Genomic DNA, 22,766 nt, shown 5'->3' with positions numbered 1-22,766 from the left:
CTTCTCCTACTTCTTTTAATGAAATATTTATCTTAGATAATTAAGAATTATTTGAATTTTATCTAAATTCTTAATTATCTATTCTGAATTCTAACCTAATCTATCGGTACTCTAATTTCACCTGACATAAGCTTTGGTAATAATGTATCTCTTAATTGTGCTAATCGATTATTCTCTATTTCATTTAATTTAATTTTTTCGTAAATATTCTTAACTGTATTATTATATTTATTTATAATCCTTGAATCAGGGTAAATATATTTTATTTTTTCAAATTCACCTTTATTTACATTTAAAGTAGCACTTCCTGATGACCCTATTCCCTTTAGCCTATCTTCCATTAATTTTAAATATTCATAAAAATAAAATACTTCTTCTATAGAGTTTGGTATTATGCTGTTTATTTGCTGATTAGTATGTACCGCTTCTGATGAAATTGATACTAGTCCAACAGTAGCAATACAAGATACCATAATAGAGTTTTTAGGAATTAATTTTTTTTCTTGTAACTTATGTCCATCCTCTGATAAATATCTTTCAGTCTTAGTAACAAAAACCTTATTATGCATATCAGGAATAGTTACAAATGGGTACTTATCTCCATAATTCTCACTCTTTTTAGTTGATGGGGTTTTTCCTGTAATAACCTCTTTTACCAAATTGCTTAATAAATCAACTCCCCAGTACTTAGGAATCATTCCCAACTCACTCTCAACCATTTCTCCACCACTACTTTTATATGGCTTACCATCTTCATTAGGAAATTCAAAATCAACAAACCATTGTTTAAAAATAGCTTGAGCCATTTCTTCTAGTTTTTTATTTATTTCATTATTTGTTTCTATTTTTTCATCAATAGCAAATAGTGTTTCTCCTATTTTTATTTGTTCTTTAATTATTGGTAAACTTATATTCAAATCACTAATAATTTTAGTAGTTAAACTACCTCTAATACTATGTCCATCAGATATTTGTCTTAATTCAGCATATCTACTGCTAATGTTATAAAATAAATAATATGGATCAATAACATCTTTTTTAGCCCTAATACATATTAACGATTGATTAATATATGTATCAATTAAACACATAGATGTCTGCCCTCTAGTAAACCCTTGACCAGCTGATGCTATTACAATATCCTTCTTTTTAGCTAATTTTGTAGAAGAATTATCAACACCTTCTTGAGTTATCTTTTTTTCAGTATTATAAATAAATTTACTTCTAGTTTCTCCAGATGATAACCAATTAATTTTACCATTCCAAAATTCTGCCTTTTGGGTTGAAGGTGTACCTCCACTAAATATTATTTCAGCAATATCTTTTACTTTTACATATTTCCACTCGTTAAAACTCATACCCTATCCCCCCTAGATTCTTTCTAATCTCATCCTCTAGGCTTCTTGACTTAGCAAATAGTTCTCCTAGTTCACTTGTTAAGGCTGCCATCTTTTCTTCAAATGGAACTCCATCATCTTTTTGCTCTTCAATACCTACATATCTTCCTGGAGTTAATACATATTCATGTTCTCTTACTTCATCCAACTTAGCTACTTTACAGAATCCTTGAATATCTTCGTATTGTCCATTTAAATTTCTATAATTATGGTAAGTATCTGATATTTTCTTAATATCTTCTTCACTTAATTCTCTATGTCTTCTATCTACCATATTTCCTAAGTTTCTAGCATCTATAAATAATATTTCATCTTCTCTTTCTCTAAACTTAGGATTATCTTTTTTATTTCTATTTAATATCCATAAAGATACTGGAATACCTGTTGAATAGAATAATTTATCTGGTAATGCTACTATAGCATCTACAAGTTTTGCATCTACTAAATTCTTTCTTATTACACCTTCATTAGAAGTATTAGAAGACAAAGCTCCATTTGCTAAAACTACTCCTGCAACTCCATTTGGTGCAAGATGATATACAATGTGTTCAAGCCATGCATAGTTTGCATTTCCTTCTGGTGGTACCCCGTACTTCCATCTAACATCTTCTGTTAATTTATTTCCACCCCAGTCACTTATATTAAATGGAGGATTTGCTAATACGTAATCTGCCTTTAATGTTTTGTGTAAATCATCATGGAAAGTATCTGCTTGGTTTGGTCCTATGTTTCCATCTAAACCTCTAATAGCTAAGTTCATCTTACATAGCTTCCAAGTTGTAGCATTAAGCTCTTGACCATATATTGATAAGTCACCTATTCTACCTGCATGTTCTTCAATGAACTTTTCACTTTGAATAAACATACCACCTGATCCACAAGCTGGGTCATATATTCTACCTTTATAAGGCTCTATCATTTCTACTAAAGTTTTAACTACAGAAGTAGGAGTATAGAACTCTCCACCACCTTTTCCTTCTGAACTTGCAAATTGTCCTAAGAAATATTCATATACTCTACCTAAAAGGTCCTTTTCACCATTTTTATGAAGTCTTATAGTTGAAATTAAATCTATAAGCTCTCCAAGTCTTCTTTTATCAAGTTCTGGTCTTGCATATCTCTTATCAAGAACACCTTTTAATGTAGGGTTTTCCTTTTCTATAAGAATCATTGCATCATCAATTATTTGCCCTATTTTAGGATCCTTTGCATTATCTTTTAAATAACCCCATCTTGCTTCTTTTGGTACCCAGAAGATATTTTCTGCTTCGTATTCATCTCTATCTTCTTCAAAGCCATCTCCTTCTTCAACTAACTCTTCATATTTAGTTTCAAATTTATCGGATATATATTTCATAAATATAAGTCCTAATACTACATACTTATATTCACCTGAATCCATACTTCCTCTTAATTTATCTGCTGATTTCCATAGCGTTTCTTCAAATCCAATGTTTGCACTTGACATTTATATTCCTCCAAACCTTTATTTACTTTTTAAAAATTATTGTCATCAAAAACTTCAAATATTTCACTTTCAAACTGTGCTTGCTCTTCTCCTGTAGTTATACCTTCCGGTAACACTTCTAAATAATGAGCAAGAGCTTCTATAGTTTTATGAACTATACTTTCATGTTGTCCTTTTTCCAAAACCTCTACTATAAGCTTGTATGTATCAATATAAGGATTAGGATCTGTAACTTCTAGAGAATACTTAAATCTATTAATTAACTTAACTTTTTCAATGTTCCTCTCTAAAGAATTTATTTCTTCTTTATCATATATAGGAACTTTAACCATATCATTAATGTCTTCTCCTGCATAAACAGATTTCTCTTCTTTTATTATTGGCTTTAAATCTCTTTTTAACTTTTCCTTTTGTATTTCTAACTTATCTATTTCATCAATATCTTTACTAAAGTACTCAGCATTTATACCAAATAGTTCTTCTAACTAACTCTAAAGAATTGCTTAAATCAATAAATTGTATTTTATTCTTCTTATACGATTCTTTATTTTTATTTACTATTTATTTTTACGCGATTTAATTTTCATATGATATTTTAAATCTGTATTAATAATTTTCTTATAATCAACAAATATTCAAATAGTTCTGATTTTAACTTCACTATATATATATTAATAAACTTATACTACTTCAACAGCTCTGATGTATATACCGCTGTATCTATACTATCTTGTACTACTAATACTGGCCAGTAAAATTCTGCACCTCTCCATCCTAGTTCTTCTGTACCAATTTGTTTCATTAACATCAATGTAGGTTCTTTAGTTGCCATCAATTTAGCTTTTCTTAAATCATTATCCCTATTATACGGCATGTCTGAATAATATCTTGATGTTTTTCTTAATCTAGATATTTTTCTATCTACTCCTACATATACATTAACATAAGTTTTGCTTAAATAGTTGATTAAAGAATTAAATGCTTTTTCATCAATGCAATTATCACTTTCAATTTCTATTGATGCATATATATTTTTTATTATTTCACAAGCCTCTTCCTTACTTATTTTATAACTCCCCTGTAATTGCCCGTGATTATTTTTCTTAAGAATATTATCTATAATTTCAATATTCTTTTTAATATAAGTCTTATATCCAGTTTGAAATCCAACTGGAGTAGCAGTTTTACCTGGTCTTAACACATGAGTATTACTAATCATTATTTTTTGTGGAGAACATGGTATAACTCGTCCATTTTCATCTTTACTAATGAAAATAACCCCTTTTTTAAAGTTTCCTTGTTCAAAATCTTCTCTTAATTTAGTATCGAAATCATTAATCTTAGACATTCTATTATATAAATCTTTAGTTGTATAGAATCTAGTTACAGCCAAATCCTCTTTACTTCTATATCCATACATTCTTGAATGCTGCAAAACAGTATCCTGTTGCATTTTTTGTGGTGATCTACCATAATAAAATCCAATAAGATTAGCAATTGTTATTCCTCTATCTAATATTTGTCCACCTATAAATATATTAAGTGGTGTTCTAAGCCTTAATTGCCCATCTTCATCTAATAATGCATTAATATCATTTTCTGAATTTACTATAACTCTAGTTATCCATTGTTCTTTAATAGCTTTTTTTGCATATTTATTAACTTCATCTAAAGAAGGAACTGTAAATCCATATTTATCAACTGAATTAGCTAAATCATTATATCCTTCTTCAATGTATTTATCTAAAAAATTACTATCATGTTTAACTTCATCCTCTAACTTTTCAATTAACATACTTATTAAATTTTCTTGTCTGCTATGGGCTGCTTTAGATATCTCAGTATGAATAATAAAACTGAACTTATTTTTCTTTCCTCTTGGATTTCCACCATTTTGAATGATTCTAATACACCCTGCCACAATAAAATTAATTATTGACGTTCTAAGTCCTGTTACCTTATCACTAATTAGGACTTCCTCATCTTTAAATCTTCTTCTATCAGAACTTTTAATTATTTGTAATTCATTTTCTTCTATAGCATGAAATAAATATTCACCTAATGGATGTTTATCTCTATCAAAATAATATTCCCCACCTATATAACCATCTCCATGTGGTACCAAAACAGTATCTGCTGGTTTTACTGGTCTAATCTGCTTTTCACTTCCCAAATTAATAGTTTCTGGTTGTAAATATAAAGAATATGGAGTAGCTGTTACTTGTATAAACTTACACGTAAGCTGTAATCTTAAATCATTTATCTGAGATGCTATTCTTCTCAAATCAAAATCTTCAGTATCCTTATTTTTATCATACCCTATACTACAAAAATCAGCTTCATCATCTATAATTAAACACTTCTTATCCTTATGTAAAGAATATTTTCCTATAAAGTCCATAAGCTTTGGAATATTATTCTTTTCCTTTTTAACAACAATAATCATCTTTTTATCTAATTCAAATTGTGACATATTAGGTGGTATACACATAATATCAAATATTTCAATAATATCCTCATCTCTAAAATCATAAAATTCTTGTTTCATTCTAGCTGTAGTTTGCTTTGCTAAAGCATTTGAATTTTTTGTTAACACCACAGCCAAATCATATCCATTATCAAATGTTAATGAAATTACTCCTATAAAAGATCTAGTCTTACCACTTTGTATTTTTCCTAGCATCATTAAAGGTTTATCATCTATCTTATCAAGTTTTTCTACAGTTTCTATTACACAATTTAATGTTTTTTCATTATAATCTTTACTTTTTACACTAAAGAACTCACCATCTAATATCATAACTTTATTATAAATCTCCATTTTTTAATATTTTTTATTTAATTAAACTTTTTTATACTTATTTATTAAACCTCTTATAATTATATTCGTTTACTTCATAATAAAATTAAAATATAAAATTAAATTATAAATTTATATATAAATACCTATATAAATTTAATTTTACACAATTCTTTCTACTATTATTTAATAATAAAATTTATAACATTAAATTTTATACTTTCTATTCTTTTGTAATAAATCCCTCTATTAATTTTGTTACTTCTTCACCAAGCTCACCATAATCTTTTGTAACTTCATAACTACCTGTACATGCATTAAATTCAGCAATAACAAATTTATATTTATCATTTACTATAGAAGTAATTAATCCAACAACTGTATCTTCATAAAGCTCAATGCTTCCCATACAAACTTCACTTTCTTGAATTATATTTTTATTAGCTAAGATAATTCCACCATCCATATCACTTACAGCAATAGGAATAAATATTACCTCTTGCTCATCTTCCTTAAGATAATCTTCAATTTCATCTAGTTCTATTTTTTCTTCTAACTCATTTTCCCAATAATCATTACTATCAGAATATAAGAACGAAATAAAATCTGCTGTCTCCTCGCCCCACCCTAAATTCTTACTAGCAACTTTTATAAAGTTAACTAAATCAAAACTGTTAATACTTGTTGTAAACTCTTTTTTATTCATTTGTAATTTCTCCATTTCAATTCTTCCTCTTTTGTAATATAATTAGTTTTTATTTATTGTAATTCTATAATCAAACCTTTTTAAACTCAAGAAATTCGACATTCTTTTTACTTTTACTAATTTTTATTTCATACAATTAAAATTTAATTAAAATACAATATACTTCTTCTGTTATTTTCATGTTATATAACTAAATTTTTTCACAATCATCTTTATGTTAATTCATAACCTTTTCTTTTATCTTACTTATATCATAATAATAACTAAGGTACTCTAAAAACGGCTCCTTCAAGCTCTCCTTATCAAGCATAGGTGATAAAACTACAGGATAACTTTTATTAAATTCAAATATAACCCTTCTACCAACACGTTCATCCTTACCAAGATCCGGTCTATCCTTTATCTTAGCTTTCATTACTTTAGCTAAGTCTAATTCATCAATAATATCCAAAATATTTAACAAGAACTTTTCATTTCTAAAAATCTCATATTTGATAATATAGTTATACAAATCAAGATTATCAAAGATAAGTTCATAATATCTTTGCCTTTCCTCTTCACTATCAACATTATCATTTACATACTGTGCTGCTAGTACACATTTATAGATATAATTTTGCCAATCAAAATTCTTAATAACTACAGTGTCAAACTCTTTTTTTCCTTCTTTTATCTGTGGATATTTATCAAGCAAATACTCTCTTTTATAAACACAAAACAGTGAGTGCCAAAATAATTCATCAAAATGCACATCCCTATCAGTTTTTAAGTAATATTTAGATATTACATTTACAGCTTCTATAAATAGTTTCTTTTTCTCACTTTCACTACCTCTTCCCATATAGATTGGAAAATCTGGTGCTTCATCTATATAAACTACATCTCCTGAAAAATAATCATCATTACTTTTCACTTGATCTTCTAAAAAGTCATTATAAAACTGCTCACTTTTTTTATATCCATTCTTTAAAAGTCTAATTTCCATCAGAATATAACCTCCTTACTGCAGATGTGTATTTTTCTAGCATTTTATCTGATATAGAATAAATAACTTCATCAATATTTTCTATATTCAATTCACTAATCTTTTTCTTTCTCATAAGATTGTATAATTTAAAGTCTAATCCATCACTTGGAGCTTCCATTTCTTCTAAATCTACCTCTTCATGATCTTCATCATTATTTACAATAAATCTATACAATGCTTTTTGTAGTCCCATATACACATAAGGATTATTTAATGTACTACTTTGTGGTAAATCAGTGAATTGTAAAGCTTCATTTTTATAATTTATAATAATTGTTTCAGTACCAAGCTCAATTTTTACATCTGACTTTAGATTTGGATTAACTTTTTTCTCAAATAACTCTAAAGGCTTATTATTACTTCCTTCAAATACTACATAATTAGAAAAACCTAATATTGAATTTTTAGGCACATCAATTTCATCTTTAAATTCTTCATAGAAAGAACTTAAATCATAGTTATATTTAAAGTTAATTTCTTCATTTGATTGCACAAATAACTGAATTGTAGTTCTTTTGCTTAAAGATATTCTTGATTTTGAAATACTTATAGTCTTTTGTCCATAATCAATATTGAAGAACTTATTATCCTTAGATTGAATAATTAAAACTAAAGTTGCTTGTCTATCTTTTAATAACTTTTCAATAAATGAAGAAGTAATATCATAATTTATTTCAAATATATACTCATTAGTGTTTTCCTCTAAATTAACATCTAAAATAAAGCTACAATTATCATAACTGTTTGATGTATTAGTTAATATAGGATATGGAAAATTTGCATCCTTTTTGTAAATCATATTACACCTCCACGTAGTACATAAATTTTAAAGCCTTATTACAGTTCTCTTTTAGCTTTAACTCAATTTGTACATTTCCCTTAACTACTTTTACATTTTTAATTAAGTTATTTTCTATTTTACATTTATGCCCTGTAGCTTTATCAATTGCATACTCATAATTATCTTTCATATTAAACTCATTTTCATATTCTTGTCCCATTCCATCAACAACTGATAATGTAATATCACATAGTTTTACTTTCTTCATTTCATCAGTATCAGTAAAATCAAATTTTACATATTCTTTATCCTTTATAATTAACCTTTCAACTCTATCTGGATGAGCATTATAAGTTATTAACTTTTCTGAAGTACCTTCTTCTGTTTCCTGCTCAATATCATTTTCATCATTTCTTGATTTCTTTTTTACCTTTTTTAAAGGCTTCTTTTTCTCTTTACCTTTTTCTTTCTTATCTTTAGGATCTTTCTTCTTTGGAATGTCCTGCTCAACCTTCACTACAGTTTTTTCTTTATCTCCACTATTTAATCTTACTGTTCCAAGTGAATCTGATAGTTCTTGCTTAAATTGATTTTCTACAAAGTATAATACATCTTCAGTATTCATCGCTCCATCTGTAGGATTACTCTTTTTAATTTCATCTTCAATTATCTTTGACATTACCTTTGATATATTATTTATAAACCTTTTAGCATTTCTTTGTAACTTTTGATCCTTTATATGTTCAAATGAAAGCTCTGTATGTGATTCATTTTCAAGAGATTTTAGGAATGCATCTTCTACAGTTGAATTTGGTATTAAGATAGCATTAAAAGGCTTGTTTACATTTCCCTTAACCTTTTTATCTTCAATCTTCATCCCTATAGTTCTAATTATAGCTACACGTCCTTTTGAAATTGCTTCATCATAATTAAAATATAAATTAAAATTATATTTCTCTTTTATATCTTCTATTGTAATTTGCATAGGCTTTTTCTTCATATATGTACTTAAGTATAATGGGGTAAATTCCTCTTTCATCTCTGCTATATCTTGGACATAATATTTTTTGTTTTCTATATATTTTTTAATAGTTTTATTATTTATAGTTTTATCATTTACTATAACTTCTAATTTATTTTCAAGTATTGCAATAAAAAAGCTATCACATATACTTTTAATAATATCTATCTCATTATTAAATTGTTCTCTTAAAAACGGTATTATTATTTTTAAACCTCTAGTATTCTTTTCAAATACTTCACTAAATGTATTTTCATAAGGGAAAAATCTTTCCTCATTATTTTCTATCTTTTTAATATCTGTAAAATACCCTGTAGAACGATAATATTTATTTTTATACTTATGCTCTAAAAGCTGAACAGTTCCCCCTAGATGTTTATTTCCTTCTTCATCGCAATTTGCAAAATACATCATATGTAATTCTGAAGCAGCATTTGAAGCAATTTTACCTATTCCATGTGATCCGCCTCTAGCCTTCTCTAAAGTATCATCCTCTTCTTCTGAATGAACACCTTTATTATATGCATAGATTCCCCATGTATCTTCTGCTCTATAACTTTGTCCATTTTTAGCTCCTCTTAGCCCCTTAGTGTTATAATCCTCAAATGATATATAATCAACCTCTTCTTGATTCATTTTATTTTGCATATGATTTATTGTTTCTTTTGTATAACTATTATGTCCTTCAAGGCATCCTATTCTTTCTTTTATATCCTCTAATCCTGGTATATCATTTTTGCTTACTTTTCCTGTTCTTATTGTAACTATAACAGGCTTAGTTTCTCCTGGTATTTTACCATCTAATGAATTTTGTATGTTTTCTCTAACAAGTCCTGCTATACCTAAATCATAGAATCTTTCTAACACTTTATTAAATGTAGATTCTTCTATACCTGGAATAACTGAAAACTTCCAAAGGCTTTCATCATTCTTTTTAAATATATTTAGCATTAATTTTTCCTCCATAACAAATTTGCTTAATCTTTTCATAATAATATATACTATAAATTTAACTATTTTATTTATTTTTAAAAAATTCTGACTATATATTATTGCAATTAATTATATATCTAATATTATCTTTTTACTTTTAAGTCTATTGGTTTTTATAGTTCTTAAAAGCACCCATATTTAAGTAGGTGCTTTATACAAAAATATTATAATATTCTATTATTTTATTTTGGTATGCTGTTAGCATACATTCTAAATTAATAATTAAAATATTTTAATTATTAATTCTTATCCTTAACAATCCCCACAGCCACACCAATAATCCTAACCTCATGAGTAGGCAACATTATAGGTTCATAATCATTATTCTCAGGAATAAGAATCACATTACTCCCCATAACCATTAACCTCTTAAGAGTAGCATTTCCATCAATATCAACAGCAACAATATCATTATTATTAGCCGTCGCCTGTTTCCTAATTACAACAAGATCCCCATTATTAATATTAGCCTTAATCATGCTGTCACCCTTAATCTTTAAAATAAAGGATTCCCCTGGCGACTTAATCCAATCCTTAGACAAATAAAAGGCTCCTTGCAAATCATTGTTAATAAAAATCGGTGCTCCAGCTGCAATTTCATTAAATACAGGTATTCCAATTACTGCAGTTTCATTAGCATCCTCAACAATTATTTCTCTCTCATTAGAAGAATCCCTCATAAACTCATAGCTTCTACCATGTTCTAAATCAACATACTCATAAGTTTCAATAGATGTTGGTACCATATTACTATTAAATAGTGGAATATCATCAATAACTTCAAACCCATTATTAATAATAACTAACTCATTACCATCAGTAGCAACTCCATAAGCAACCGTATTACAACTACTCATATAGCTTTGTAATTGTGGCATAGCCCTCTCAATTCCCATTCCCCATCTCTTTGCCTCAATAAACATAAATGGTATCTTAGATTTATTTTTATAAATATATACAACTATATCAACTAGTCCACTTTGACTACCTAAATTAGCTTTATATTCAACATCAATTAATTCTTTTGGATATCCATAGGTATTAATAAGTTCACTTATAACCCATTGTCTTATGACTTCCTCATTGCTATAAATATCTACAATTTTATCTGAATATAAATATTCATCTATATTAATTCTATAAAGTCTTCTAAAATTACTATTAATATTAACTCTTAAATACTTATAGCTAATTTCCTTTATAAATTTAGATGGATTTCCATCACTAGTTAAAAATAACTGTTCAGTAGCTCTAGTCATTCCAACATATAGTAATTTTCTATCTCTAGATTCAACTAAATCACTATCTTCAAATTCATTTGCAACAGATTTTAAAGGAATACATTTATCATTAAGTCCTGTAATCATTACAACCTTAAACTCTAATCCTTTAATTGAGTGCATAGTCATAAGCTTGACACAATCATCATTAAAATCTATTTCTGAATTATTATTAAGCTCCTTATAAGGAATATTATTCTTTTCTAAATATATCTTTATTTCTTTTAATTTATTTTTAAGCTTACTAATAATTGCAATATCCTTATAACTGTACTTGTTCTTTAAATCATTATTAATTAAATTAGATATGTATTCTGATTCTAAAACTTTGTTTTTACAATCTCTATATACAGGATAAACACCTTGCTTATCAATTAGAGATGGCTTTACAAAATTATCATCTTCAACTATATTTATATCATTTTGAATTAAGCTATAGGCTGCTTGTGCAATTTGAGTAGTAGTTCTATAATTCTTTGATAACGATGTGGATTTACCTTTCATATCAAGTCCTATACTACTAAAACTTCTTCCCTTTACAAGCCATGATTGTGGATAAATACTTTGTGCATTATCGGCAACAAATAACATACAAGAATAATTCTTATTCATATATAATTTTTGTATAAACTCTAATTGAACTTTAGTTAAATCTTGAGTTTCATCAATAATTACATGAGTATATTTCTTTTCTACTCTAAATTTAACCTCTTCTAGAGCCATTAAAGCAATATCCTGAAAATCTACTAAATTATCTCTTCTAAGATTTTCATTATATTGAAGCATAACTTCAAAAATTGCTTCTCTTACCTTAGAATTTTTTCTTAACTTTTGTGGTCCATCACCATTATTGCTAGCAGTTCTTCCTAATCTATCAACACTTTGATATTCCTGCATATTTATATAGTTACAAGCTTTAATCCACCCTATCTCTTCTTTAATGAAAATTAAATTTTTAGCATTTAAGGCCTTTACCTCTTCATAACTCTTTTTAACTTTAGTAATTGCTTCTATAAGTGCATTAGTGGCTTGTTCCTGCGTTGATACATTTAACTTTTTTATTTTATTTCTTTTCATGTATAATATAAAATATCTATACATTATGCTATCAATAGTTCTTATATCTAGTTTATTTTTATTATCACTTTCATATAATCCTATTGCTAATTGTTCTTCTTCCTGATATTTTTCTATTTCATCATATATGTATTTAACATAATTTATTAATGATTTATTATATGTCACAACCAGTATCTTATCATCTTTTTCATAACAATAGTTTTTTAGTAAAAATGGTATCTTATGAACAGCCACTGTTGTCTTCCCTAATCCTGCTACCCCTCTTACAAGATTATGTCCATTTGGCTTGTTTTCAATTATCCTTCTTTGCTCAACGTTTAATTTCATCTTGTATTGTTACCCCTTTAATCTAAATATTTACCCATAAATATTAATTTTATTTTATTTCTATCTATTTCTATTAATTATAGCAAATTAATCTATTTAATTATGTCGAAATACATCCTACTTTACAAAAAATTGATGTATGCTTTTTTATTAATAAATATAATTAAAATATAAATTCTTATTTAAATTGCTTATATAATAACTTTCATTAGATAGAAGTAAAAAACTATAGCATTAATCGCTATAGTTTCCAATCCTCCTCTATATAATAATGTTAAACTAATAACTTTATACTCTAGACTTCTCATTTATATAATCATAAACTTTTTTCTTATCATCCGCACGTAATAAAAAACTAATAAATACTTCATCTTCAATTAATCCCATAATTTTTGTAATCAAATCTACTTTCTTTTCCTCATCAGCAACAGCTAAAATAAATAAAATTCTTATATCAGTATGCTCCCCTATTTCAATTGGATCTATAAAAGTATTAATAGTAAAACCTGATTTTTTAACCATATTTTCTGACTTAGCATGTGGTATTGCAATTCCATCATCAACAACAATATATCCACCATACTTCTCTACATTCTTTATCATTGCATCAATATAACCTTCAGTTATCATCTCTGAATCTAACAAAGGTCTAGAACCTAATCGTATTGCATCTATCCAGTTACAACACTTCAAATTAAGTTGAATCTTATCTAAGGAAATTTCACTATATCGATTTATGATCTGGTTATTTTTAACATTAAAATAATCATTTAACTCATTCATAAGCTTATTCTTATCTTTAACTATGCAGTTCTTGTCAATGATCCCCATTATATCTTTAGGAATAATAATATTATTATTTTGTGGACTATATTTAATATATCCCTTTAATAACTCTATATCATAATCATTGAATATTGGAGATACAACTATATTTTTTACATTATATTTTTTCTCTATATTTAAGGTTGAAATAATTAAATCTATATTTTCACTTTTTATATACTTATCTATTGCATGAACTGAAGTTACTGCAATAATATTAACTTCAAAGTTACTTCTTATTTTTGATTCTAAAATTCTCCCTGTTGCAAATCCTTGTGAACATACAATAAGTATATTTTTTACTTTTGGAATTTTCTTTTCTTTATTTCTATTAATCGCTGCACAAATATATAATGTAATAAATCCAACTTCATCATCACTTAAACTACATTGAAATTTTTTTTCTAGAAATTCACAACATTTTTTAACTTTGCAAAAATCTTGACTATATGCTGATTTAATATTAGAAATTATCTCATTTTTTGTGTTAATTCTAAACTTTAATCTAAATACTAACCCCTTAATATGATTAATAAAGGATTCATATAAATCAGTATCCATTAATAAATGTTTTGAATATAATTCTTCAGCATTATTGCAAATTGTGTTCGCAATAGAACAAGCTAAAAAATAATCTTTAGACTCCAAAAAATCATGTGCATTTTTACTTACAGATACAATTATAGATGTCAAATATGCTATATCATCATCATTAATAATAACACCAAATTTCTCTAATAAGTTAATTGCTATCTTTTCTGCTGCATTATACTCCTTTTTATAATCTAAAGCTAAATTATTAAATTGATTATATTTTACTGTACTCTCTTCCTTACTTCGAGTTATTATCACAAAAACAGTAAATACAATACTCATAAAATCTTCATCAGTAAATATTCCAAATTCCTCTTCTAACTCTATAACTAATCTCTTTATATACTCTATTATTTCACTAGATAACTTTAATGACTTAACATTATCTAATATAGCACTATTTTCATTGCTATATATTTTTTCTAATGTTTTAAGAATATTATAATTATTACTACCTATAAGAACATCTGTCATTGCTCTTCTTATATCAATCTCATCTCCAATTACTAATATTCCTTTATTACTATACTTAATCATTTTTATATTATAATCAGCTAACCATTCTTTAACTTTTTTTAAATCTGAAACTATAGTACTTTTGCTAACATATAAAATTTCCTGTAGTCTTGAATAAGTACATTCTTTTTGTGAATTTAATAATTCATAAATAATAATACCTACTCTTTCTTCAATAGATAAAATATAAACATCCCTATCTATGTCATCTAAAATTTTTATAATTTTATTCTTTTCACTAAAATTTATTTTCAATGGCGAGTTAGATTTCTTTTCAATCTCACTTAAATTATTGCTTTTTAAGAAATCATTAATTGAATCTATATCATACCTAATCATTCTTTTCGAAACCTTGAACCTATCGGAAAGTTCTTCTACATATTTATCTTCTTCACTATTTATTAAATATTTTAAAATTTCGATAGACCTATTATTTAACATTTATTCCTCCAAAGCACATAATGCAAGGTCATAAATGACCTTGCAAAATTAAACTATAATTTTTTACATCGGTTCTCCATTATCATCAACATTATTGATAACTTTAGATTTAGTCTTCATAAAACTTGGTATTATTACTGCTACTATTAATAATACTACTAGTCCAACTACCCCAACTGAACCTATCCATTCATATACTTTACCAATTATAAGTCCTATAATACCAAAATCAAAATCACCAAATGTTGTATTTTGGAATCCTAAGTTGCCAAGTACAGGAAGTAATAATGCTGGTACAAATGTAATTAGTAATCCATTAACAAATGCTCCAACAATAGCCCCTTTTTTACCTCCAGTAGCATTTCCATAAATACCTGCTGTAGCACCACAGAAGAAATGTGGTACTAATCCTGGAATAATTAATACAGCACCTGCAACTCCTAAAATAAGCATTCCTATTACTCCACCTATAAAACTTGCTACAAACCCTAATACTACAGCTGTTGGTGCATAAGTAAAGAATACTGCACAGTCAACTGCTGGAATTGCATCTGGAATTATCTTTGTAGCAATACCTTGGAATGCTGGCAATAAGTCACCAAGAATCATTCTAACTCCTGCATAAACTACTGTAACACCTACAGCAAAATTCATTGCAGACATTAAAGCAAATATAATCATATTTTGTCCATCTGATAAGCTCTCAACAAATGTTGGTCCTGCCGCTATAGCTGCTATAACATAAAATACCATCATAGTTAATGCAGTAGAAATAGTTGTATCTCTTAAAAAGCTCCATTTTTCTGGTATTTCAATTTTCTCTGTACTATCTTCGGGTTTTCCAACCTTACTACCTATCCAAGCTGAAATATAGTATGCTAAACTTCCAAAGTGTCCCATAGCAACTTCATCACCATCAGTAACCTTTAATGTGTACTTTTGTCCAATAGCTGGCAATATAGCACTAACTAATCCTAAAACTATTCCACCTAAAGCTATAAGTAATCCTCCATCAAATCCAGCTGTTTGAAGTACAGCTGATAATAAACATGCCATAAAGAAACTATGATGTCCTGTTAAAAAGATATACTTAAACTTAGTAAATCTTGCAACTAATAAATTAACAATAAGTCCGACTAAAAGAATAGACATAGTTTCTACACCAAGTATTGTTTGAGCAACTGAAACAATTGCTTCATTATTAGGTATTACCCCTGTAATATTAAATCCTTCTTGTATCATTTCACCCAAAGGACTTAAATTTGTTGTAATGACACTAGCACCTGCACTTAACATTAGATATCCAAGAATAGGTTTCAAAGTTCCTGTCATAACTTTATTCGCTGGTCTCTTTAAAGCTATTAATCCTACAAATGCCATTAATCCCATTAGTAAAGCAGGTTCAGATAAAATATCTTTGAAAAACTGTAAAACACCTTGCATTATTAAAATCCCCCCTATTTTGTTAATTCTTTATATTTAATTTTAATAGCTTCTAATACATCCTCTTTAATTTTCTTTTTATTGATATAACTTCTAACAACAACAGTTTTATTTGAATCAAAATTCATTGCTAATTCTTTTACTGTTACAAATAAATCACATTGTTTTCCTACTGCTGCACTCAAATCACATGATTCAACATCCGCTTTTATACTATTTTCATCACATATTTCTTGAATCTTCATAGCTAACATTAAACTACTTCCTATTCCATTTCCACAAACAGTAATTATTTTCATTTTTATCACCCCTATTTATTATTTTCATAACATTTAATAAGCAATTCTATAAATTCTTTTTTACTTTTACAACTTGTAACCCTATCTACGATTTCATTATCATCTAAAATTAAACTTAAATCCTTTAATAATTCAATATGTGAATCATGTTCCTTTGCACATATTGCAAAAACCAATTTTACAGGATCGAACTCTTCATTCCCGAACTTAACAGGATTTTTTAGTAATATTACTGAAATACCAATATCCTTAACCCCGGCTTCTGGTCTTCCATGTGGCATTGCAATACCTGGTGCCATAACTATATATGCACCCATTTCTTCCACTGTTTTTATCATAGCATCAATATATTGTTCTTCTATTTTATTATTTTTAAGTAAAACACCACCTGCAACTTTTACAGCTTCAATCCAATTATCAACCTCTACCCCTATTTCAACAAAATCTTCATTTAATATTTTTTCTATCATTTTTTTACTCCTACAATATTGAAAATCCTAAGCTCTTTGCATCTTTATAAAAATCATTAACTGTTTCAACTGAATAGCTGTTTAAGTCTTTACCTACTAAATTCCATTTATTTAATAAATTGTTTTGAACTGTTATTATATGACATCCTGAATCATCAGCTTGAAATATGTTATAAAGTTCCCTACAGCTTGCCCATAGTATTTCAACATTATTATATTCTTTTGCCATTTCAACAGCCTCTTTCACAATACTTGTTGGGTCTACTCCAGTATCAGCAATTCTACCTGCAAATATCGAAATTATTGCTGGTGTATCTTTATTTAAGCAACTTAATATTTCATGTACTTGATTTATTGTAAATACAGCTGTTACATTCACTTTAATCCCTTGATTAGCTAGTTCTCTAATAACTTCACCTGTAAAACTACCTTTTGTATCAACTACAGGAACTTTTATATAAACATTTTTACCCCATGTAGCTATTTCTTGTGCTTCTTTTATCATTTTATCTTTTTCGTCTGAAAAAACTTCAAATGAAATAGGCATGTCCTTTATTTTTTCTAAAACACTTTTACTAAATTCTTTGTAATCTTTAACTCCAGCCTTTTTCATTAGTGATGGATTTGTAGTAAATCCTTTTACAAAACCTTTATTGTACTCTTCTATCATTGATTCTAATTGAGCACCATCTGCATATATTTTTACTTTCATTTCTTTAAACATTTATTATCAGCTCCTCTCTTCTATAGTTAAATTATATAACGTTTACATTAAATTCAAAAGCTTATATTATTTCCCTTCTATCAGGAAATTTTTTATAAGTTTGTTTCTTGTCTTAGTTACATCAAATTCTATTATTAAACTCTATAATCTAAGAACAAATCTATTTATATGTAATTATTGCTCTTAAACTCTTAATAAATATAATTTAAATATCAAATCAGCTACAAAAAACTCTAATATTAAACTATTAATCACTCATTTTCATTAATACTTACTATCTACAAAAAAAGTGACAAGCTTATACTTGTCACTAAGAAATTTCTAATTAATAATATTTGAATATTAGATTATTTCCTCTCTTTTCTTAAATATTACAAATGCTCCTCCTACAGTTAAAATCATACCTAAGAAAACAACGAAAGTGCTTGATACTACACTACCTGTACTTGGTAATCTATTTACAGTAGTATTTGTAGTACTATTATTTCCTGTTGTTATATTATTGTTACCTGCTCCTGGTTTCACTTCTACTACTGGTTTCTTATCCTCATCAGTCTTATTATTGGAATCATTTCCTGAGTCCCCTGCTCCAGCGCCACCTTCTCCAGAGCCACTGCCATTTTTATCAGTAACTTTTAAAATTGTTTTACTTAAAAGCTCATAATTATTTTCAAGAGTATATTCTGCCCCATTATAACATGCATCATGAAGTCCTATAGCTGTCATAATATACTCTCCTGGTTCAAATTCATCAGTTATTGATATTTTAATAGTAAAGCAACCTGATTTTCCATCTGCCTCAAAGTCATATCCTGCATAATACTTGAATGTCTCATCACCTATCTTAGTCCATATTGAATATCCATTAATATAATTCTTAAAACCAGAAAGATTATCACTTATCATAACTTTAACTATAAGTTCATCACCTATAACCCCATTACTTTTTTCAACTATTATATCATCTATAACAGGGCCTACTATATCTTCCTTTGGATTGTTACAAGTTATATCTAAAGGACTAAAATCATAACTTCCATCTACATAGACATTTTCATTCTTAAATCTTTCATCTGTTAACTTTACAGGTACAGTTGTTACTTTATCATCATTGTAACAGAAAGTTAGGAAAGAAACTTGATATTCACCACTTTTCATATATTCTAATGGTGTTGATTCTTCGGCATATAGTGTTGGAACTAAATTTATAGTATAAATATCTCCATCTTTAGTTATATTTCCTGTATTTAATTCTCCATTTTCATCAAATCCAGTTGAGCTAGTTAAATAAACATTTTGAAGTCCACACTTTAAGAACGCACCCATACTAGTTATTTCTTTATCAGATTTAATCTTAATAGTAGCTCCAAACTCATAACCATTAGTAGGATTATCTACTACTGAAAACTCTTCAAATGAATAATTTATAGATTTATAATTTTTAACCTCTATTGTTTTTCCTGTAAAATCATGCTCTTCAACAAATTCAATTCCTTCTGTAGATATAACATCTTTAAACTTCGGATTTATATAAGCTACCTTATCATCACCATAATTAGTATATGCAATAGCCTCTACTTTCCCAATTTCATAAATACCATTATCAAGTATTGAAGATTTGTCTACATACATGTTAAATTCATAGTTAGAACAATCTTCATAGTTATCATATATTATAAATTTACTAGGATCATCACTCTTCACCATAGTAACCTTAACATCATGAATTTTAGGACCTTGTTTAAATATTACTTTTATATAATTATTGTAATAATTTTTAAAATCATAGATGTTTCCATATGTTTCTACTATTTCTAATACAGCAGGTTGTTTAACTACCTCTAATTCATCTTCGATATTATCTTCTACTAATTCCGCTTTCTTAACTTCTTCTGTTGCAAATTTTACATTACTTTCATTAAGTTCCTCTGTAGCATAATTTACCTCTAAACTTTGTTCTCCTTCTGCATAGACAGCTTTATAATTGCCAATACATGTAACTATAAATGTTATTACAATGATACTCGCAATTGATTTTCTAGCTCTTTTCACGAACATACCCCCAAACATTTTTTATATTACGTTTAATTGTATGACCATAAACTTTTTTATTCATAAAAATTTTTAAATTTTAGATATAAATATTTTAGGTAATACTACTAAAATAATAAAAAAATAAGGAAGTGAAAACTATGTTAAGTTACTACCTAATGCCTCACCCTCCAATTATCATTCCCGATATAGGAAAAGGTAACGAAAACAAAGCAATAAACACTATAAAAGCATGTGAGGAGGTAGGTAAAAAAATAAACCAACTCTCTCCAGAAACAATTATAATAATAACCCCACATGGAACAGTATTTAGAGATGCAATTGCCATAATAACATCCAAAACCCTAAGTGGAGACTTAAAAAACTTTAATGCACCAAATATAAAATTCAACTTTGAAATAGATACTACCCTTACATCAAAAATTATAGAAAATGCTACAAAAGAAAATATTCCGGTAGTCACCTTAGATGAAAAAACCTCTAATTTATACAATATTGATTTAGAGCTTGATCATGGTGCAATGGTTCCTTTGTACTTTCTAAAAAATTCAAAAACCTTTAAATTAGTCCACATAACATATGGAATGCTATCACCTTTAGAACTTATGAACTTTGGTAGATGCATAAAAAATGCAGTTAATGACTGCAATAAAAAAGCTGTCTTCATAGCCTCTGGTGACTTATCTCATAGGCTTACTGTAGATGGACCATATCCTTATACTCCTGCTGGAAAAGAGTTTGATGAAAAGCTAATTAATATTTTACAAAATAACAACTTAAAAGACTTATTTACAATAGATAAATCTTTAATAAGAGAAGCTGGTGAATGTGGATTACGCTCTTTATATATTTTAGCTGGAGCAATAAATAGTAATAATATAAACTCTACCCTTTTAAGTTATGAAGGACCTTTTGGAGTTGGCTATGGAGTTATGGAATTTAAAGAAAAAAGTCTTGAAAGTAACAATTCTTCTAACAATAACTATAATGACAGCACTCAAAATAGTAGCTTAAAAGATACATCTGAAGATTTATATACTAAAATAATTAATAATAAAGAAAATGAACATAAAAGACGAATTAAGGAAGGCTCTGTTTATACTAGATTAGCTAGAAAAAATCTTGATTTATACTTTAATGAAGGTAAATTAGTTTCCTTAGATGATATAAATGATGAAAAATTATTAAATGATAAAAAAGGAGTTTTTGTTTCTTTAAAAATAAATGGTGACTTAAGAGGATGTATTGGAACTATTTCACCTACAACAGATACAGTTGCAGAGGAAATTATAAGAAATTCAATAAGTGCAGCTGTAAATGATCCTAGATTTTCACCACTTAGAAAGGAAGAGCTTAAAGATATTGATATTTCTGTAGATTTATTATATCCACCAGAGGAAACAACCTTTGATAAATTAGATCCTAAAACTTACGGTGTTATAGTATCTTGTGGTAATAAAAGAGGTTTATTATTACCTAACCTTGAAGGCATAAATACTGCAGAAAAGCAAGTTTCTATTGCTAGAGAAAAGGGAAATATATCTCCAAATGAGCCTTATACTTTGCAACGCTTTAAAGTTGAAAGATTTAAAGAAATTGAAGATGGTGATTAATATGAAAAAAGAAGCCTTATTTTATGAAACAATTGATAATTACGTTAACTGTAAACTTTGTCCTCATAGATGTAACCATTTAACTGAAGGACAAAAGGGAATATGTAAAGTTCGTGAAGTTCATAAAGATAGTGATGGAAGTCTTAAATTATATAGCTTAAATTATGGTGAGGTAACATCTCTTGCTATGGACCCTATAGAAAAGAAGCCTTTATACAACTTCTATCCAGGGACTTATATTCTTTCTATAGGTTCATTTGGTTGCAACTTTAAATGCTCCTTTTGTCAAAATTACAGCATTTCCCAGGAAATAGCTCCAAGTAAATATATTTCACCAGATGAAATGGCTAATATTTCTTTAAATCTTGAGAATAACTTAGGTCTTGCCTTTACTTATAATGAACCTAGTATTTGGTATGAATATGTTTATGATGTTTGCAGAAAAATTAAATCATTAAATAAAAATCATAAGACTGTACTTGTAACTAATGGATATATTTGTGAAGAACCTTTAAGAAAGCTTTTACCTTATGTTGATGCATTAAACATTGATTTAAAAGGTAATGATGAATATTATAAAACTCTTTGCTTTGGTGCATTAAAAGAAGTTGAAAATTCTATAAGGATTGCCAATGAATTTGGCTGCCATATTGAAGTTACTACACTTTTGATTCCTAATGAAAATACTGATGATATTACTTTAAAAGAGCTTGATGAATTTTTATCTTCAATTAATAAAGATATTACACTTCATTTATCAAGATATTTTCCAAGATATAAAATGGATTCACCTTCAACTCCATTAGATGATATAAAACATGCTTATAAATTTTTAAGCAAATACTTAAATAATATTTATTTAGGAAATCTATCTAATGAAGAGCTTAGGTATTGTTTAGAAGATTAAAA

The 22,766-nt window shown here is 27.3% G+C and carries 17 protein-coding genes; 2 read left to right on the top strand and 15 right to left on the bottom strand.

Annotated elements, in window-relative coordinates:
- Positions 1 to 95: 95 nt before the first annotated feature.
- The 15 genes from HCG70_RS07290 to HCG70_RS17655 form a co-directional block, all read right to left on the bottom strand.
- Positions 96 to 1,358, bottom strand: coding sequence for a restriction endonuclease subunit S (locus tag HCG70_RS07290; protein WP_221697634.1), 1,263 nt, complete (start codon positions 1,356 to 1,358; stop codon positions 96 to 98).
- Positions 1,348 to 2,865 carry a class I SAM-dependent DNA methyltransferase gene (locus tag HCG70_RS07285; protein ID WP_221697633.1) on the bottom strand — a complete coding sequence of 506 codons (1,518 nt, stop codon included), beginning with the start codon at positions 2,863 to 2,865 and terminating at the stop codon, positions 1,348 to 1,350. The genes HCG70_RS07290 and HCG70_RS07285 overlap by 11 nt, the downstream gene beginning before the upstream one ends.
- Before the next feature lie 29 nt (positions 2,866 to 2,894).
- Positions 2,895 to 3,197 (bottom strand): hypothetical protein, encoded by a 303-nt coding sequence (locus HCG70_RS07280; RefSeq protein WP_221697632.1) that lies wholly within the window; start codon positions 3,195 to 3,197, stop codon positions 2,895 to 2,897.
- 353 nt (positions 3,198 to 3,550) lie between these two features.
- Positions 3,551 to 5,665, bottom strand: coding sequence for a Z1 domain-containing protein (locus HCG70_RS07275; RefSeq protein WP_221697631.1), 2,115 nt, complete (start codon positions 5,663 to 5,665; stop codon positions 3,551 to 3,553).
- A gap of 223 nt (positions 5,666 to 5,888) precedes the next feature.
- Positions 5,889 to 6,386 (bottom strand): hypothetical protein, encoded by a 498-nt coding sequence (locus tag HCG70_RS07270; RefSeq protein WP_221697630.1) that lies wholly within the window; start codon positions 6,384 to 6,386, stop codon positions 5,889 to 5,891.
- Positions 6,387 to 6,588: 202 nt separating this feature from the next.
- Positions 6,589 to 7,356: a DUF6339 family protein gene (locus tag HCG70_RS07265; protein ID WP_196049056.1), complete on the bottom strand. Its 768-nt coding sequence runs from the start codon at positions 7,354 to 7,356 to the stop codon at positions 6,589 to 6,591.
- Positions 7,346 to 8,197, bottom strand: a complete 852-nt coding sequence (locus HCG70_RS07260; protein ID WP_221697629.1) for a hypothetical protein — start codon at positions 8,195 to 8,197, stop codon at positions 7,346 to 7,348. The genes HCG70_RS07265 and HCG70_RS07260 overlap by 11 nt, the downstream gene beginning before the upstream one ends.
- Position 8,198: 1 nt before the next feature.
- On the bottom strand, positions 8,199 to 10,151 hold the full coding sequence (locus HCG70_RS07255; protein WP_221697628.1) for a hypothetical protein: 1,953 nt from the start codon (positions 10,149 to 10,151) through the stop codon (positions 8,199 to 8,201).
- Between the two features lie 281 nt (positions 10,152 to 10,432).
- Complete coding sequence (lexA, locus tag HCG70_RS07250) at positions 10,433 to 12,880, bottom strand: transcriptional repressor LexA (RefSeq protein ID WP_221697627.1); 2,448 nt, start codon at positions 12,878 to 12,880, stop codon at positions 10,433 to 10,435.
- A 288-nt stretch (positions 12,881 to 13,168) separates the two neighbouring features.
- The gene (locus HCG70_RS07245) at positions 13,169 to 15,256 is read right to left on the bottom strand and encodes a BglG family transcription antiterminator (RefSeq protein ID WP_221697626.1); all 2,088 of its coding nucleotides are present in this window, start codon (positions 15,254 to 15,256) and stop codon (positions 13,169 to 13,171) included.
- A 63-nt stretch (positions 15,257 to 15,319) separates the two neighbouring features.
- Positions 15,320 to 16,699, bottom strand: a complete 1,380-nt coding sequence (locus tag HCG70_RS07240; RefSeq protein ID WP_221697625.1) for a PTS ascorbate transporter subunit IIC — start codon at positions 16,697 to 16,699, stop codon at positions 15,320 to 15,322.
- A gap of 14 nt (positions 16,700 to 16,713) precedes the next feature.
- Positions 16,714 to 16,998: a PTS sugar transporter subunit IIB gene (locus HCG70_RS07235; RefSeq protein WP_221697624.1), complete on the bottom strand. Its 285-nt coding sequence runs from the start codon at positions 16,996 to 16,998 to the stop codon at positions 16,714 to 16,716.
- A gap of 11 nt (positions 16,999 to 17,009) precedes the next feature.
- Entirely contained in the window at positions 17,010 to 17,468 is a 459-nt protein-coding gene (locus HCG70_RS07230; RefSeq protein WP_221697623.1) for a PTS sugar transporter subunit IIA, read from the bottom strand.
- 10 nt (positions 17,469 to 17,478) lie between these two features.
- On the bottom strand, positions 17,479 to 18,192 hold the full coding sequence (locus tag HCG70_RS07225; RefSeq protein WP_221697622.1) for a transaldolase: 714 nt from the start codon (positions 18,190 to 18,192) through the stop codon (positions 17,479 to 17,481).
- 342 nt (positions 18,193 to 18,534) lie between these two features.
- The gene (locus tag HCG70_RS17655) at positions 18,535 to 20,244 is read right to left on the bottom strand and encodes an LPXTG cell wall anchor domain-containing protein (protein ID WP_221697621.1); all 1,710 of its coding nucleotides are present in this window, start codon (positions 20,242 to 20,244) and stop codon (positions 18,535 to 18,537) included.
- A 140-nt stretch (positions 20,245 to 20,384) separates the two neighbouring features.
- Here HCG70_RS17655 and amrA point away from each other — a divergent pair, with 140 nt between their 5' ends.
- Together amrA and amrS are read left to right on the top strand one after the other, a co-directional pair.
- Complete coding sequence (amrA, locus tag HCG70_RS07215) at positions 20,385 to 21,857, top strand: AmmeMemoRadiSam system protein A (protein WP_221697620.1); 1,473 nt, start codon at positions 20,385 to 20,387, stop codon at positions 21,855 to 21,857.
- A 1-nt stretch (position 21,858) separates the two neighbouring features.
- Positions 21,859 to 22,764, top strand: a complete 906-nt coding sequence (gene amrS, locus HCG70_RS07210; protein WP_221697619.1) for an AmmeMemoRadiSam system radical SAM enzyme — start codon at positions 21,859 to 21,861, stop codon at positions 22,762 to 22,764.
- Positions 22,765 to 22,766: the final 2 nt, after the last annotated feature.

It is taken from the genome of Clostridium sp. K04 (assembly GCF_019734375.1).
GTDB lineage: Bacteria > Bacillota > Clostridia > Clostridiales > Clostridiaceae > Clostridium > Clostridium saudiense.
The sequence above is the reverse complement of the archived record's forward strand: the minus strand, read 5'-3'. Positions and strand labels throughout refer to the sequence as shown.